This window comes from Raineyella sp., from assembly GCF_034933565.1.
Taxonomy (GTDB): Bacteria; Actinomycetota; Actinomycetes; order Propionibacteriales; family Propionibacteriaceae; genus Raineyella.
The window spans coordinates 15,091-30,465 of record NZ_JAYFNG010000027.1; the positions used below are offsets into that span (position 1 = coordinate 15,091).

At 72.3% G+C, this 15,375-nt stretch carries 10 protein-coding genes; 6 read left to right on the forward strand and 4 right to left on the reverse strand.

What is annotated here, in order from left to right; genetic code table 11:
* Positions 1-23: 23 nt before the first annotated feature.
* Together VB059_RS08680 and VB059_RS08685 are read right to left on the reverse strand one after the other, a co-directional pair.
* Positions 24-4,856 carry an ATP-dependent helicase gene (locus VB059_RS08680; protein WP_323421622.1) on the reverse strand — a complete coding sequence of 1,611 codons (4,833 nt, stop codon included), beginning with the start codon at positions 4,854-4,856 and terminating at the stop codon, positions 24-26.
* A 50-nt stretch (positions 4,857-4,906) separates the two neighbouring features.
* Positions 4,907-5,326 (reverse strand): HIT family protein, encoded by a 420-nt coding sequence (locus VB059_RS08685; protein WP_323421623.1) that lies wholly within the window; start codon positions 5,324-5,326, stop codon positions 4,907-4,909.
* A 201-nt stretch (positions 5,327-5,527) separates the two neighbouring features.
* Here VB059_RS08685 and VB059_RS08690 point away from each other — a divergent pair, with 201 nt between their 5' ends.
* Both VB059_RS08690 and VB059_RS08695 read left to right on the forward strand, forming a co-directional pair.
* A complete protein-coding gene (locus VB059_RS08690; RefSeq protein WP_323421624.1) occupies positions 5,528-5,938 on the forward strand; it encodes a RidA family protein in 411 nt (136 codons plus the stop codon).
* 172 nt (positions 5,939-6,110) lie between these two features.
* Entirely contained in the window at positions 6,111-8,678 is a 2,568-nt protein-coding gene (locus VB059_RS08695) for a glycogen/starch/alpha-glucan phosphorylase (RefSeq protein WP_323421625.1), read from the forward strand.
* 165 nt (positions 8,679-8,843) lie between these two features.
* Here VB059_RS08695 and VB059_RS08700 read toward each other — a convergent pair whose 3' ends face one another.
* Positions 8,844-9,176 carry a NifB/NifX family molybdenum-iron cluster-binding protein gene (locus VB059_RS08700; RefSeq protein WP_323421626.1) on the reverse strand — a complete coding sequence of 111 codons (333 nt, stop codon included), beginning with the start codon at positions 9,174-9,176 and terminating at the stop codon, positions 8,844-8,846.
* A gap of 230 nt (positions 9,177-9,406) precedes the next feature.
* Here VB059_RS08700 and VB059_RS08705 point away from each other — a divergent pair, with 230 nt between their 5' ends.
* Both VB059_RS08705 and VB059_RS08710 read left to right on the forward strand, forming a co-directional pair.
* Positions 9,407-10,588, forward strand: a complete 1,182-nt coding sequence (locus VB059_RS08705; RefSeq protein ID WP_323421627.1) for an MFS transporter — start codon at positions 9,407-9,409, stop codon at positions 10,586-10,588.
* Positions 10,589-10,848: 260 nt separating this feature from the next.
* Positions 10,849-11,130: an HU family DNA-binding protein gene (locus VB059_RS08710; protein ID WP_323421628.1), complete on the forward strand. Its 282-nt coding sequence runs from the start codon at positions 10,849-10,851 to the stop codon at positions 11,128-11,130.
* 241 nt (positions 11,131-11,371) lie between these two features.
* Here the strand turns inward: VB059_RS08710 and VB059_RS08715 are convergent, their stop codons facing one another.
* Positions 11,372-12,568 (reverse strand): MFS transporter, encoded by a 1,197-nt coding sequence (locus VB059_RS08715; protein ID WP_323421629.1) that lies wholly within the window; start codon positions 12,566-12,568, stop codon positions 11,372-11,374.
* Positions 12,569-12,750: 182 nt separating this feature from the next.
* Between VB059_RS08715 and VB059_RS08720 the strand changes: the two genes are divergently transcribed.
* Together VB059_RS08720 and VB059_RS08725 are read left to right on the forward strand one after the other, a co-directional pair.
* Positions 12,751-15,072: a carbon starvation CstA family protein gene (locus VB059_RS08720; RefSeq protein ID WP_323421630.1), complete on the forward strand. Its 2,322-nt coding sequence runs from the start codon at positions 12,751-12,753 to the stop codon at positions 15,070-15,072.
* The gene (locus tag VB059_RS08725; protein WP_323421631.1) at positions 15,069-15,359 is read left to right on the forward strand and encodes a YbdD/YjiX family protein; all 291 of its coding nucleotides are present in this window, start codon (positions 15,069-15,071) and stop codon (positions 15,357-15,359) included. Before VB059_RS08720 ends, VB059_RS08725 begins: the two co-directional genes overlap by 4 nt.
* Positions 15,360-15,375 lie beyond the last annotated feature (16 nt).

Sequence of the window (15,375 nt, forward strand, 5' to 3'; positions counted from 1 at the left end):
GCGGCCCGGGCTCGGCCCGCCGGTCAGGTGCGTCGCAGCCGGACGGCCTTCGGCGAGGTGTAGGCACCGGCCTCGACCAGGGCGACCCGGGCCGCGGCCGCGGCACCGGTCACCGCCATCGCCGGTTCGCCGTTCACCGTCTCGATCGACAGCGTGTCGACGGCCCCGCACTGCACCCCGGCGGCGAGGGCCTCGGCGGCCTCGGCCAGCCGCCGCCGGTCGGTGTCGAAGGCGAGCAGCGTACGTCCCCCGCGCTCGACGAACAGTACGGGTGAGCCCGCGACGAGCACCACCAGAGCACCGGAACGGCGGCCGGGCCGGGCACCGGCCGCGAATCCGGCCGCGGGTCCGGTCGCGGGTCCGGCCGTGGATCCGGTCGCGGGTCCGGCCGTGGGCCCGGCGGCGGGCTCGGGCCAGGCGAGGGCGGCACCGTACGGGTTGGCCGGATCCGTCGCCGCGAGCAGCACCGCGCCCGGGGCCTCCGCCCGACGCAACAGGTCGACGGTGCCGGCCTCGGCGAACTGCGCCGGCCCGAGGTCCGCCACGAAGTAGCCCCGCCGGCACCGACCGTTCTCCTCCAGCGTGGTGAGCACCCGGTACTGCCCGGCGAAGCCGCCGGCCAGTCCCTCGCATTCGACGCCGCCGCGGGTCACCACGCCGTGCCGGTCCAGGAGCAGCTGGGCGAGCTCGCTCGCCCGGACGGTGGCATCGAGCGGCCGGGGCCGGACGACGGACCAGCGGCCCGGCAGCGGAGATCGCGTCGCCATGGTCGGCCGCATCCGCATCCGGGCCGGTCGCCCGGGCCGCCCTCGGGTCGGGACGGGCACGGTCCGGTGGGTGCTCCGGCCGGCCCGCAGCATGGCTCGCACCGACGCGTACGTGTCGGAGGTGACCAGACCGGCCCAGGCCAGCGAGGTCACCGCCTCCGCCACCGCGGCCACCGTCAGCGGTGCCGGGGTGCCTCCCGGGGCCCCGACCTCGCCGGCGGACAGCACCTCACCGGGGCGCGCATCGCGCCGGCCCACCCCACCCGGGTGGTCCGGATCGGACGCCCCGCCCGGAGGCGGCGCCGGGCCGCGCTCGGCGGTCTCCCGTTCCAGCGCGTCGAGGATCTCCTCGACGCGGAAGGCGCCGCCGCGTTCCTGCAGCAGGCCGTGGATCCGCCGGGCGAGCGGGTCGGTGATCGCGTCGGCCCGCTCCGCCAGGTCCTGGGGCAGGGTGAGATCACCGGCCTCCGCCAGGTGCAGGGTCAGCCAGCCGTCGCCCCCGGCGAGCGCACCGTCGCCGACCCAGATCACCTCGCCGCCGGCCACCAGCCCGTCGAGCAGGCCGGGGCTCCAGTCCTCGAGGCGCACCGGCAGGACGAGCGATTCCCACGCCGAGGCGGGCAACCGGACCCCGGCCAGCTGGTCGATCACGGTGAGCAGGCCGTCGGCACCACCGACCCTGTTCCCCGGCCCGACATGTTGCCAGACCTGGAGGAAGGACGCGTAGCGGTCGGCCGCGACGGGGCGCACCTGGGCACGCAGCGCGGTCAGGGAGCGCCGCCGGATGACCCGCAGCACCTCGGCATCGACGTACTGGGAGTCGGCGAAGCCACCCGGCGGCCCGGGCCGTCGCCGGAACTCGCCGGCCACCAGTCGCCCCTCCTCGACCAGCCGGTGCACCGTACGCTGCACGACCGCGACCCCCAGCCCCACCCGCGTCGCGACATCGGGGACGACGAACGGGCCGTGGGTGCGGGCGAACCGCGCCACCAGATCACCCACCGGGTCGGCCACCGTGGCCAGGTGTGCCGCGGGGACACCCGCCGGCAGCACCGTGCCCAGGGCGTCCCGCAGCCGGGCGGCGTCCTCGACCGCGGCGACCCGCGACAGGCCGCCGATCTCCACCCGGACGGCCCGGCCCGCCGCCAGCAGCGCCGCGAGGCAGGACCCGGCGTCGACGTCCTCACCGGTGAGCCGGTCGGCCAGTTCGTCCTCGGTGAGCGGCCCGAGCAGCCGCAGCAGGTCCGCGGTCCCCTCCACGCCGCGCAGCCGACGGTCGGTGGCGGTGTGCTGCAGCTCGGCCTCGACCCGATCGATCACCGCCGGGTCGAGCAGGTCGGCCAGGTCACCGGTGCCCAGCAGTTCACCGAGCAGCTTCTGGTCCAGGCCGAGGGCCGCCGCCCGACGCTCGGCCAGCGGCACATCGGTGTCGTACAGGAACTGGCCGACATAGCCCATCAGCAGCGACGCCGCGAACGGTGACGGTCTGACCGTCTCGACCGGCACCAGCGCCACCTCGCGACGGTCGATCCGGGCGAGCAGGTCCTGCAGCGCCGGGATGTCGTACGCGTCGAGGAGGACCTCCCGGAGCGCCTCCAGCACGATCGGGAACGTGGGGTGGCGGGACGCGACCCGGAGCAGCTGCGCGGAGCGGTGCCGCTGCTGCCACAACGGCATGCGTCGGCCGGGGTCGCGGTGCGGCAACAGCAGCGCCCGGGCGGCGCACTCCCGGAACCGGGCGGCGAACAGCGCCGAGTGTTCGGCCTCGGCCGAGATCGTCCGGGCCAACTCGTCGGGGTCGAAGCGGAACAGGGCGTCGTCCGGCGGGGCGGCGTCGGTCGCGGCGACCCGCAGCACGATGCCGTCGTCGGCGGCCATCGCCTGCGGGTCGACCCCGTACTCCTCGCGGATCCGGCGGGCGACCGCCAGCGCCCACGGTGCGTTGACCGGCTTGCCGTACGGGCTGTGGCAGACCACCCGCCAGTCGCCCAGCTCATCGCGGAAGCGCTCCACCACCAGCCGGTCGTCGGCCGGGACCACGCCGGTGGCACGGCGCTGGTCGCGCAGGTAGTCGAGCAGGTTGTCCGCCGCCCAGGCGTCCAGGCCGGCCTCGCGCAGGTCGCCGCGGACCGGCTCCACCCCCTCGGCGGCGGCACGACCCTCCAGCTCCCGCACGTACGCCCCCATCGCGGCGCCGAGGACGGCGGGCCGGCCGTCGTCCTCGCCGTGCCAGAACGGCAACCGGCCCGGGATGCCGGGGGCGGGCAGCACGGACACCCGGTCGGGGGTGATCTCCTCGATCCGCCAGCTGGTGGCACCCAGCGCGATCACATCGCCGACCCGCGACTCGAAGACCATCTCCTCGTCGAGCTCACCGACCCGGCGCGGGCCGCGGGTCTCGTCCCCGGCGACCAGGTAGACCGGGTAGAGGCCCCGGTCCGGGATCGTCCCTCCGCTGGTGACCGCCAGCCGCTGCGTCCCGGGCCGGCCGGTCAGGGTGCCGCGGGCGCGGTCCCAGACCACTCGGGGCCGTAGCTCGGCGAACTCGTCGGAGGGGTAGCGGCCGGCCAGCAGGTCGAGGGTGACCTCGAAGGCGCTGCGGGGGAGGTCGGCGTACGGTGCGGCCCGGCGGACGGTGTCCCACCACTTCTCGACGTCCAATGGGCCCAGCGCGCACGCGGCGACGGTCTGCTGGGCGAGGATGTCCAGCGGGTCGGCGATGACGTGCAGCGGCTCGATCGCCCCGGCCTTCATCCGCTGCCCGACCACCGCGGCGTGGATCAGGTCGGCCCGGTGGGTGGGGAAGATGATGCCGCGCGAGACCTCCCCCACCCGGTGGCCGGCGCGGCCGACCCGCTGCAGTGCCGACGCGACGGAGAACGGTGCCGCCACCTGGATGACGAGATCGATGGCACCCATGTCGATGCCGAGCTCGAGGGAGCTGGTGGCGACGACGCAGCGCAGCCGCCCGGCCTTGAGATCCCCCTCGATCCGGGCCCGTTGTTCCTTGGCGACCGACCCGTGGTGCGAGCGGGCCAGCACCGGTGGGTCCTCATCGTCGCCGAGCTCGCCGGCCGCCCGCAGCCGCTCGGCGTACAGCTCGTTCATCCGGGTGGTGATCTTCTCCGCGGAGCGCCGGGAGTTGGCGAAGACCAGGGTGGACCCCTGGGCCAGCACCAGGTCGACCAGCCGCTCCTCGATGTCGGGCCAGATCGAGTGGATCCGCTGCGGGTCGTCGTCGGCCGTACGGTCCCGCGACAGGTCGGCCATGTCCGGCACCGGCACGGTGATGGTGAGGTCCCAGACCTTGTCGGAGGGGGGTCGGACGATCCGGACCGGGCGGCGACCGCCGAGGAACCGGGCCACCTCCTCGGCCGGCTCGACCGTCGCGGACAGCCCGATCCGCTGGGCCGGGGTGGGCAGCAGGTCGTCGAGCCGCTCCAGGGACAGCGCCAGGTGCGCGCCGCGTTTGGTGCCGGCGACCGCGTGGACCTCGTCGACCACCACGGTCCCGACGCCGGTGAGCGTCTCCCGGGCCGATGAGGTCAGCATCAGATAGAGCGACTCCGGGGTGGTGATCAGGATGTCGGGCGGCTCGCGCACGAGGCGGCGCCGATCGGTGGGGGTTGTGTCGCCGGAGCGGACGCCGACCCGGACGTCACGCACCGGCTCGCCGCGTTCGGCGGCGACCCGGCGGATCCCCGCCAGCGGGTGGTGCAGGTTGCGCTCGACGTCGACCCCCAGCGCCTTGAGCGGGGAGATGTAGAGCACCCGGGTCCGCGGGGTCTCCGGGTCGTCACCGGAGTGGCCCTGCTCGGATGGCCGGCCACCGGACGGTCCGTCCACCCCGGGCCCGGCCGGGTCGGCGCCCACCCGGGGCCCGGTCCCGGCCGGGTCGGCCAGCATCAGCCGGTCGATCGCCCAGAGGAACGCGGCCAGTGTCTTGCCCGAGCCGGTCGGGGCGATCACCAGGGCGTGGTGCCCGGAACTGATCGCCGACCAGGCCCCCGCCTGGGCCGGCGTCGGCTGCCCGAACTCGCCCTCGAACCACTGACGGGTCGCGGGGGCGAAGCGGTCGAGCGCGGGCATGGGTCCAGTGTGGCACCGGCCACTGACACCGGCCCCGGGGTGCCGGGCACTCAGGCCGGCACGTACTCCCCGGCGCCCAGCTCGCGGAGAGCGGCGCGCAGCTCGGTGGTGGCCCGGTCCATCTCCGTCTCCGAGACGTCGATGGCCCGCAGGGTGTATCCGCTCATGTCGTCGGCACCGAAGACGTGGATGTGCAGGTGCGGCACCTCGAAACCGGCGATCAACAGGCCGGCGCGGGCGGCCCCGGTGACCTTCACCATCGCCTGCCCGATGAGCCGGGAGACCTCGGTGAGGTGGGCCCACAACGCCGGATCCGCCTCGGTCCACCGGTCGACCTCCTGGATCGGGACGACCAGGGTGTGGCCCCAGGCGACCGGGCCGATCGACAGGAAGGCGGCCACCGTGTCGTCGCGGTAGACGAAGCGGCCGGGCAGTTCACCGGTGATGATGCGCGTGAAGACAGTTGCCATGCAGTGAGCCTACGGATCCGCGGCCGTTCCGGGGAGGGGGACACGGTGGTCCGTACGGTCCGCGGCACGCGACGATGCGCTGACGAACGACGCACCGGTGAACGACGCACTGACAGCCGACGCACCAGCAGACGATGCCCGACGGACCGGACCCCACCGACCGGACCCGACCGGCGCGACGACCCGCCCGACGGAGGACCCATGACCGAGACCGCACGCCGCGAGGCGATCATGCCGAACACGCTCCCGGCCGCCCCGGCGGTGAACAACACCTACTCCTACGGCGTGCGGGCGGGTGACACCCTGTACATCGCCGGGATGGTGTCCTTCGCCGCCGACGGGTCGATCGTCGGCGAGGGGGACATCGCCGCCCAGGTCGACCAGGCGCTGCACAACATGGCCGAGGTGGTCACCGCCGCCGGCGGCACGATGGATGACGTCGTCGCCACCACCACCTATCTGGTGGACGTGACGGCCGCCCCGGTGGTGAGCGCGGCGCGGGCCCGCTGGTTCACCGGCCCGGTCAAGCCGACGCACACGGTGGTGGGCGTCGCCGCCCTCGGCCGCCCGCAGTTCCTGGTCGAGATCGAGGCCGTGGCCCACCTGGGCTGAGAACACCTGGCTGAGAACACCGGGCAGAGGACCGTCCTGACGCCCACCGGCCGCACCGGAGGTGAGCGATCTCACGGGCTGCGCCGGGAGGGCACGATTCCACCGCGGGACAGCACCCCGGAACAGCACCTCGAGACGCGGTCGCCAGGTCGCACCCCGTATGCTGCGGGCCATGCCAGACAACGCGCAGCAGACGACCAGCAGCGGCACCACCCCTGCCGACGAGTCGCCCACGACGGCCCACCGCGAGAAGGGCCCGGCCGGCACGCCCACGCATCCTCTCGCCCTGGCCCCGGTCAAGTCGCCGCCGCATTCGGTGGACGGCTTCGTCGCGGCCTTCCTCGGTGAGCTGAACACGACGCAGGGCGTGCAACTGTCGCATTCCAGCATCAACGACCAGTACCTGGCACTGGCCGGCACCGTCCGCCAGTACCTGATGGCCCGCTGGCTGGAGACGAGCCGCAAGACGCACGAGGCCAAGGCCAAGACGGTCGGCTATCTCTCCGCGGAGTACCTGCTCGGCCGCCAGCTCGGCAACGCCCTGATGGCCTCCGACCTGAACGAGATCGCCGAGAAGGGCCTCGAGCAGTGCGGCATCGATCTGGCCACCCTGCGCAGCCAGGAGGTGGAGCCCGGCCTCGGCAACGGTGGCCTCGGGCGGCTCGCCGCCTGCTTCATCGACTCGCTGGCGACGATGAACGTGCCCTGCATCGGCTACGGCATCCGCTACGAGTACGGCATCTTCCGCCAGACCTTCGTGGACGGCCGTCAGGTCGAGCAGCCCGACACCTGGCTCGCGCTCGGCTCGCCGTGGGAGTTCCCGCACCCCGAGGAGTCGGTGCAGGTGAACTTCGGCGGTCACACCGAGCGGACCGTCGACGAGGACGGCCGGGAACGGACCACCTGGGTGCCCGCCTGGAACGTGCTGGGCGTGCCGTACAACTACATGGTCCCCGGCTACCTCAACGGCCGGGTCAACCCGCTGCGGCTGTGGAGCGCGCAGGCGACGAAGGCCTTCGACCTGTCGATCTTCAATGCCGGTGACTACGCCGAGGCGGTGCGGGCCCAGACCTTCGCCGAGAACATCTCCAAGGTGCTCTACCCCGAGGACTCCACCCCGCAGGGCAAGGAGCTGCGACTGCAGCAGCAGTACTTCTTCGTGGCCTGCTCGCTGCGCGACTTCATCGACAACGAGCTGGAGGAGGACTTCGACCTCCACAACCTGCCGGACCGGATCATCTTCCAGCTCAACGACACCCACCCGGTGATCGCGGTGCCGGAGCTGATGCGCATCCTGATGGACGAGCGCGGCTTCGAGTGGGAGGAGGCCTGGGAGGTCACCCACCGGTGCTTCGCCTACACCTGCCACACGCTGCTCCCGGAGGCCCTCGAGGTGTGGTCGACCGACCTGCTCGGCCGCCTGCTGCCGCGCCACCTGGAGATCATCTACGGCATCAACGAGCACTTCCTGGCCGAGGTCCGCGAGACGTTCCCGGGCGACGAGCTGCGCGCCGGCCGGATGTCGATCATCACCGAGTACCCCGACCGGGGCATCCGGATGGCCCACCTCGCCACCGTCGCCGCGACCAAGGTCAACGGTGTCGCCGAGCTGCACAGTCAGCTGCTGCGCGACAAGGTGCTGCCGGACTTCTCCGCGCTGTGGCCGGAGCGGTTCACCAACGTGACCAACGGTGTCACCCCGCGCCGCTTCGTCAAGATGGCCAACCCGAAGCTCTCCGACGTGATCACCGACGCGATCGGTTCCGGCTGGGTCACCGACCTGGAGCGCCTCAAGGAGCTCGAGACGTACGCCCTGGACGAGGACTTCCTGGTCGCCTTCCGGGAGGCGAAGGACTGGAACAAGCATCGGCTCACCACCCTGCTGCGGACGCGGGACGGGATCGATCTGCCCGACGGCCACCTGCTCGACGTGATGGTCAAGCGGCTGCACGAGTACAAGCGCCAGACGCTGAAGCTGCTGCACGTCGTGTCGCTCTACGAGCAGGTGCTCTCCGGCAAGGTGGCCGCCGCCGACCTGACGCCGCGCACCGTGGTGTTCGGTGCGAAGGCCGCTCCCGGCTACCGGATGGCGAAGGACATCATCCACCTGATCAACCGGGTGGCCCACACGATCAACACCGACCCCTGTGTCGAGGGCCGGCTGAAGATCGCCTTCCCGGCGAACTACAACGTCACCCTCGCCGAGAAGCTGATCCCGGCCGCGGACCTGTCCGAGCAGATCTCCCTGGCCGGCATGGAGGCCTCCGGCACCGGCAACATGAAGTTCGCCCTCAACGGCGCCCTGACGGTCGGCACCGACGACGGGGCGAACGTCGAGATCCGCCGCCTGGTCGGCGACGAGAACTTCTTCCTGTTCGGGATGAGCGAGCCGCAGGTCGCCGAGCTCGGCGCCCACGGCTACAACCCGGGCGAGTACTACCAGCGCAACGCGTCGATCCGGGCCGCGATCGACCTGATCAACTCCGGGGCGTTCAGCGACGGCGACCGCGGCATGTTCGACTCGGTGACGGTGTCGCTGACCCACCACGACCGGTTCATGGTGCTGGCCGACTTCCAGTCGTACGTCGACGCCCAGGCGAAGATCGAGGAGAAGTACGCCGACCAGGACGCCTGGACCCGCTCCGCGGTGCTCAATGTGGCCCGCTGCGGCTACTTCAGCTCCGACCGCTCGATGCGGGACTACATCCGCAACATCTGGCACACCCAGCCGATGCTCTGAGCGGACCGTGCGTGTCGTCCCGGTCGCCGGGACGACACGCACCGGACGGCCGTCCGGATGCCACGGGACAGTCCGGGACTGTCATCCCGGGCGACGCGTACCCGGGCGACACGTACGGGACGGCGCCACCGCGCCGCGGATCGGCGGGTGGCGGGTGGCGACAGGTCAGCGGGTGGCGACCGCCTGCAGCACTGCCTCGCGCGCATCGGCCGAGCGGGCCGGCAGCACCGGAATGCCCATCTTGCCCAAGGTGTGCAGCATGCCCTGGCCCATGTGGTCGACGACGACGGCCTCAACGGCGTTCTCCCGCAGGAACCGCACGATCCGGGCGTGGTGCGACCCCTCGGTCCCCTCGTCGTGGGCGACGTCCCAGCCGACCCGGTGGACCACCCAGTCGGTGACCTGCCCGGCATCGACCGTGGCGACGGCGACCATCGGCGCCCGCCCCCAACGGGGCTCGACCTGACCGTCCGACGTGACCGGGATCGCGATGTTCATGCCCTCACTGTAGGACGACACTGTCGTGACGGCGCTGCAGGGGACGGCAGCGGGGCAGGGCACCGCGCCGGGCGGTCCCCTGCTGTCCGGAGCGCGCGGACGCCAGCACCGGCACGGCGGGCACGGCAGCCCCCGCGTGCCCGGTGCTGCGGCACCTGACGGCTCCCCCCGTTCCGTGGCCCGATGCTGCCCCTGTCGGCGCACCGGCCCGGAAACCTAACCTGGCGGTCATGTCGTCGCCCCTGAGTCCTGCCCGTCCACGCGTCTGGCCGCTGTACGTCGGCGGATTCCTCGGGCCGTTCGGCGGGGCGGTGACCAACACGATGCTCCCGGAGCTGGCCCACGGGCTGGGCACCGACCTCACCGCGGCGTCCTCGGCGGTGACCTGGTACATGCTGCCGTTCTGCCTCGCCCTGCTCGTCTCCGGCTCCCTCGCCCAGCGCTGGGGACGGGGCCGTACGATCCGCGGCGGGTACGCCGTCTACCTGGCGGCCTCCCTGGTCTGCGTCCTCGCCCAGGGCCTCCCCGCGGGGGCGGTGGTCCCGGTCTTCATGGCCGGGCGGGCCCTGCAGGGGGTCGGCAATGCCTTCACGACCCCGGTGCTGGTGTCGCTGCTGAGCGAGTTCGTGCCCGGGGACCGGCTGGGACGTTCGTTGGGCCTGTTCGCCTCGATGCAGGCCGCGGGGCAGGCGTTCAGCCCGCTGGTCGGCGGCGTGGCGGCGGACACCGACTACCGGTTCGCCTTCGTCGTCACCGGGCTGGCGGCGCTGGTCCTCGGGCTGGTCACCCCCTCCGGGCGGGCCGGCAGCGGCCGGGCGGGCGGGCCGACCGACTGGCGGGCGCTGGCCAACCCGCGGGTGGCGCAGTCCTCCGCGGTGGCGTTCGCCGCCCAGGTGAGCGCCACCGGCGTCACGGTGCTGGCGGCGCTGATCGCCACCGACCGGTTCGGGCTCTCCCCCACCACCCGCGGCCTGGTGGTCGCGTTCTACGGCGTCGCGGGGCTGGCGAGCGGTAATCTGGCGGGCCGCCTCGCCGACAGCTGGGGGATCCGGCGGCTGGGTGTCCTCTCGCTCCTCGTGCTGGCCGTCGCGATGGCCCTGGTCGGGCTGGCGCCATGGCTGGCGCTGCTGGTCGTGCTGGTGGGGGCGATCGGCGCCGCGGGCACCGCGAGCCGGATCCTGACCAACACCCTCGCCCTGCGCAGCACCCCGCAGAACACCGGCGGCGCCACCTCGGTGACGATGGCGGTGCAGTTCCTCGGCTCCGCCGTGGTGCCCGCGCTGCTGCCGCTCTACGCGATCGCGCCGGCGCTGGCCACGGCGGCAGCCGGTGCCGTCGCCGCGCTGGGGGCGGTGGTCGCCGCCGTCCCCGTCCGTCCGGCAGCCGACGACGGAGCCGTCCGCCGGTCCTGATCGGCGGCCCGACGGGAGTGACCGTACGGCCCCGAAGGCCCCCGTACGGTCCCCGAAGGTCCGCCGAGGGGGTGAAATCGGCCCGGAACCCACCGGAAACCCCTGGGAAACGGCGTGTCTGCGCGGTTCTCCGTTGCAGTGACCCTCTGCGGTCACTAGCATCCTGCGTTGTTACGACATGTGCGTTGTGTCGATGCGCAGCGCCGAACCCTGACGAGGTCGCCTGCGACCGCGTCACGGACCATCACTGAAGGAGACACATGAACCGCACCGAACTCGTGGCGGCCGTCGCCGAGCGCGCCGGACTGTCGAAGGAAGACGCCAACCGTGCCATCACCGCCCTCGACGACGTCCTGCAGGAGGCCGCACGTGGGGGCCAGAAGGTCCAGATCCCGGGCCTGCTGACCCTTGAGGTCGTCGAGCGCGCCGCCCGCAGCGGCCGCAACCCCCGCACCGGCGAGACCATGGAGATCGCGGCCAAGCGGGCCGTCCGCCTCACTCCGGGCGCCGCGCTGAAGCGCGCCGCCAACGGCGAGGAGTGATCCCCTCGGGCGTCACCCCTGACGTCCACCCCTGATCCTCCACAGCGGCGGGTCCGGCCAGTGCCGGGCCCGCCGCTGCCGTTCCCGGACCGTACGCGCGGCCGCGAGCCGGCGCTACGCGCATCCGGCCGGACGAGAGCCGGTCGGACGAGAGGCGGTCGGACGAGAGCCGGTCGGACGAGAGGCAGCGGTCGGATGCAGCGGCCGGGCCCGCTCCGGGCCAGCCGCGCCCGTACGACCCTCAGGCCGTCCGACGGCGCAGGGTCGGCGCGGCGGCCAGGGCGACCACCAGCGCCAGGCAGGCCCCGGCGAGGGTCACGGCGAAGCCACCCGGGGAGCCGGCGCGGTCCAGGCCCACGCCGGCCAGGCTCGACCCGAGCGAGACGCCGGCGTTGATCGACGTCGCCACCCAGGCGAACCCCTCGGTGACCCGGTCCGCCGGGACGAGGTGCTGCACCAGCGTCTGGCCGGCGACAAAGGTCGGCGACAGCGCCAGGCCGGTGAGGAACATCAGCAGCGCCAGCATCTCGATCGAGGTCGCGAAGAAGAACGACCCCGCGCCCAGCCCGATCAGCACCGTCCCGGCGGCGAAGTGCTGCCACGGTGCCCCACGCCAGCGCCGGCCCCCGTAGACCAGCCCGGCGAGGAACGAGCCGAACGAGAACACCATCAGCGCCGGGCCCGCCGACGACGGACGGCCCAGCTCCTTGGCGTACGCCACGGTCGAGACGTCCACCCCACCGAAGACGATCCCGAGCATCAGGTACGCGGCGAAGACCAGCCACAGCACCCGGATCGACAGCAGCGAGCCGGCCGTCCCCCTGACCGGGGCGCCCGAGGCGGGCGGTTCGGTCGCCCGCTGGGTGAGGAACAACCAGCCGCCGAGGATCTGGATGCCCCCCGCCAGGACCAGCGGCAGCCACGGCGCGACGGCGGTGGCCAGCCAGGTGGCCAGCACCGGCCCGACCATGAAGGCGATCTCGTCCAGCGCCGCCTCCATCGAGAACGCGGTGTGCAGCTGGGAGGCGTTCCGGGCGACATGGGTCCACCGGGCCCGGACCAGGGTCGGCATCGATCCCTGCGCCCCGCCCGCGACGACCGCCAGCACGATCAGCACCGCCCCCGGCGCGTGCTGCGCGGCGGCGTACGTCAGGCCCAGGCCGGCCAGTCCGGACAGCGTCACCGCGGGCAGCATGACCCGGGACTGGCCGTACCGGTCCACGGCACGCGAGATCTGCGGTGCCCCGATCGCAACCGCGAGGACGTAAGCCGCGGTCGTTGCGCCGCCGAGGGCATAGGATCCGTAACCGGAAGAAATCAGTATGACCATCGCCAGGCCGGTCATGCCGATCGGAAGACGGGCCATCACGCCCGCCAGGGAGAACCGCCACGCACCGGGTAGACCTAGGACTTCTCGGTATCGCTTGAGCACCCTCACATGGTGCCACCACGGTGATTCACCCTCCCGATTCCTCCCCGGCCCCGCTCACCCCGGGAGCCTGCACGACGCGGTGATCCCGCGTACGTCCGGGGAGGCCGCCGGCGCTCTTTGCCCCCATGTCCGTCTCCGGGCCGCCGCGCCACCGTGGTCGCGGCCACCCGACGACTCCAGGAGTTGTCATGTCAGTCACCCGCGACGCGGGCCAGAAGCTGAAGACCGACCCGTCCCTGCCCCCGGTCGCCGTGATCGAGCCGCCGGGGATCTCCACCGGGCAGAAGATCCTCTTCACCGTCCTCGGCATCGTCGGGGCCGTCGCCTGGTACTTCATCGCCACCCTGCGTGGCGAGCACGTCAGTGCGGTGTGGTTCGTCCTTGCCGCCGTCTGCACGTACCTGGTCTTCCTGCGCTTCTACGCCAAGCTGATCGAACGCAAGATCCATCGCCCCGACGACACCCGGGCGACCCCGGCCGAGGAGTTCGCCAACGGGCGTGACTTCGAGCCGACCAACCGTGCCGTCCTGTTCGGCCACCACTTCGCCGCCATCGCCGGTGCCGGCCCGCTGGTCGGCCCGGTCCTCGCCGCCCAGATGGGCTACCTGCCCGGCACGATCTGGATCATCGTCGGCGTGGTGCTCGCCGGGGCGGTGCAGGACTACATGGTGCTGCACCTGTCGATCCGCCGGAACGGGCGCTCGCTCGGCCAGATGGCCCGCGACGAACTCGGCACCGTCGGCGGCTGGTTCGCCATCGTCGGCGTGTTCACCATCATGATCATCCTCATCGCGGTGCTGGCGATCGTCATCATCGGCGCCCTGGCCTCGTCCCCGTGGGGCGTGTTCTCGATCGCGATGACGATCCCGATCGCCTTCCTGATGGGTGTCTACATGCGTTTCATCCGGCCCGGCAAGGTCGGCGAGGCGTCCGCCATCGGCGTGGTGCTGCTCGTCCTCGCCATCGCCGGCGGCTCGATCGTCAACACCCATCCCGCCCTCGCGCAGGTCTTCACCCTGACGCCCGTCCAGCTGGCGTACGCCATCGCCATCTACGGCTTCCTGGCCGCGATCCTGCCGGTCTGGCTGCTGCTGGCCCCACGCGACTACCTGTCGACCTTCATGAAGGTCGGCACCATCGTCTTCCTGGCGCTGGCCATCCTGGTCGTCCGCCCGGTCATGTCGATGCCGGCTGTCACCCACTTCGCCCTGGACGGCAAGGGCCCGGCCTTCGCCGGCAACCTGTTCCCGTTCCTGTTCATCACCATCGCCTGCGGCGCACTGTCCGGCTTCCACTCCCTGATCTCCTCGGGCACCACCCCGAAGATGATCCAGAAGGAGTCGCAGGCGCGGATCATCGGCTACGGCGGCATGCTCACCGAGTCGTTCGTGGCGATCTCGGCACTGATCACCGCCGCGGTGATCGACCAGCACCTCTACTTCGGCATGAACGCCCCGCTGGGCCTCACCGGCGGCACTCCGGCCACCGCTGCGGCGTACACGAACGGTCTGCACCTGGTCAGCGGCTCCGGCGCACCGTTGCCGGCCGCGACACCGGATCTGTTCTCCCAGGCAGCGGCCGAGGTCGGCGAGAAGTCGATCATCTCCCGTACGGGTGGCGCGCCGACCCTCGCGCTCGGCATGGCGCACATCCTCAGCCAGATCCCCATCGTGGGTGCGGCGAAGGCGTTCTGGTACCACTTCGCGGTGATGTTCGAGGCGCTGTTCATCCTCACCACCGTGGACGCCGGCACCCGCGTGGCGCGCTTCATGCTCTCCGACTCGCTGGCCAACATCCCCGGCTGGCGCAAGTTCCGGGATCCGTCCTGGCGCCCCGGCGCCTGGATCTGCACCGCGATCGTCGTCGTGGCGTGGGGCTCCATCGTGGTGATGGGTGTCACCGACCCGCTGGGCGGCATCAACATGCTCTTCCCGCTGTTCGGCATCGCCAACCAGTTGCTCGCCGCCATCGCGCTCACCGTCGTCTTCGTCGTGGTGATGAAGAAGGGCCTGTTCCGGTGGGCCTGGATCCCCGCCCTGCCGCTGCTGTGGGACCTGTTCATCACGATGTGGGCGTCGTGGCAGAAGATCTTCTCCCCCAACCCCTCGCTCGGCTACTGGGCGCTGAACGCCGCGGCCCGCGCGGCGAAGGCGAAGGGGGCACAGACCTTCTCCACAGCGAAGAGCCCGCACGAGATCGACATGGTCATCCGCAACACCGCCGTGCAGGGCACCCTGTCGATCCTGTACGCGGCCCTGGTGCTGATCGTCTTCCTGATCGGCGTCGCGATCGCGATCAAGGCCTTCCGCAAGGGTGGCCTGCCCGACGCGGAGGCCGAGGGGGTGGCGTCGAAGATCTTCGCGCCGACCAGTTTCGTCCCGACTAAGCTGGAGAAGGAAGTGCTGGCCGAGTGGCAGGCGGCCGGCCTCAACCCTTTCGGCGACGACCGGCTGCCCGGCATGCACCACGCCAGCCAGCAACAGACGGTCCAGGAGGAGAAGGAACTGTGACCGACATTCGCCCCGAGCGGGCCGGTGGCCGCTTCGCCGTCGTGATCGAAGCGGCACGTGCCGACGGCTCTGCCCCGGTGCACGAGCCGTCTGAGGGTGACATCGTCCAGCGCGCCTGGCGTGGCACCGTCGCCGTCGTCCGCGGGCTCGCGGGGCTGGACAAGTACGACCGCTACGTCGGCCACCAGCTGCGCACCCACCCTGACGAACCGCTGCTGACCGAAGCGGAGTTCTGGCGCTGCGCCTGGGAGTCCGAAGGACGCAATCCCAGGGCCCGCTGCTGCTGACCACTCCACCACCCAC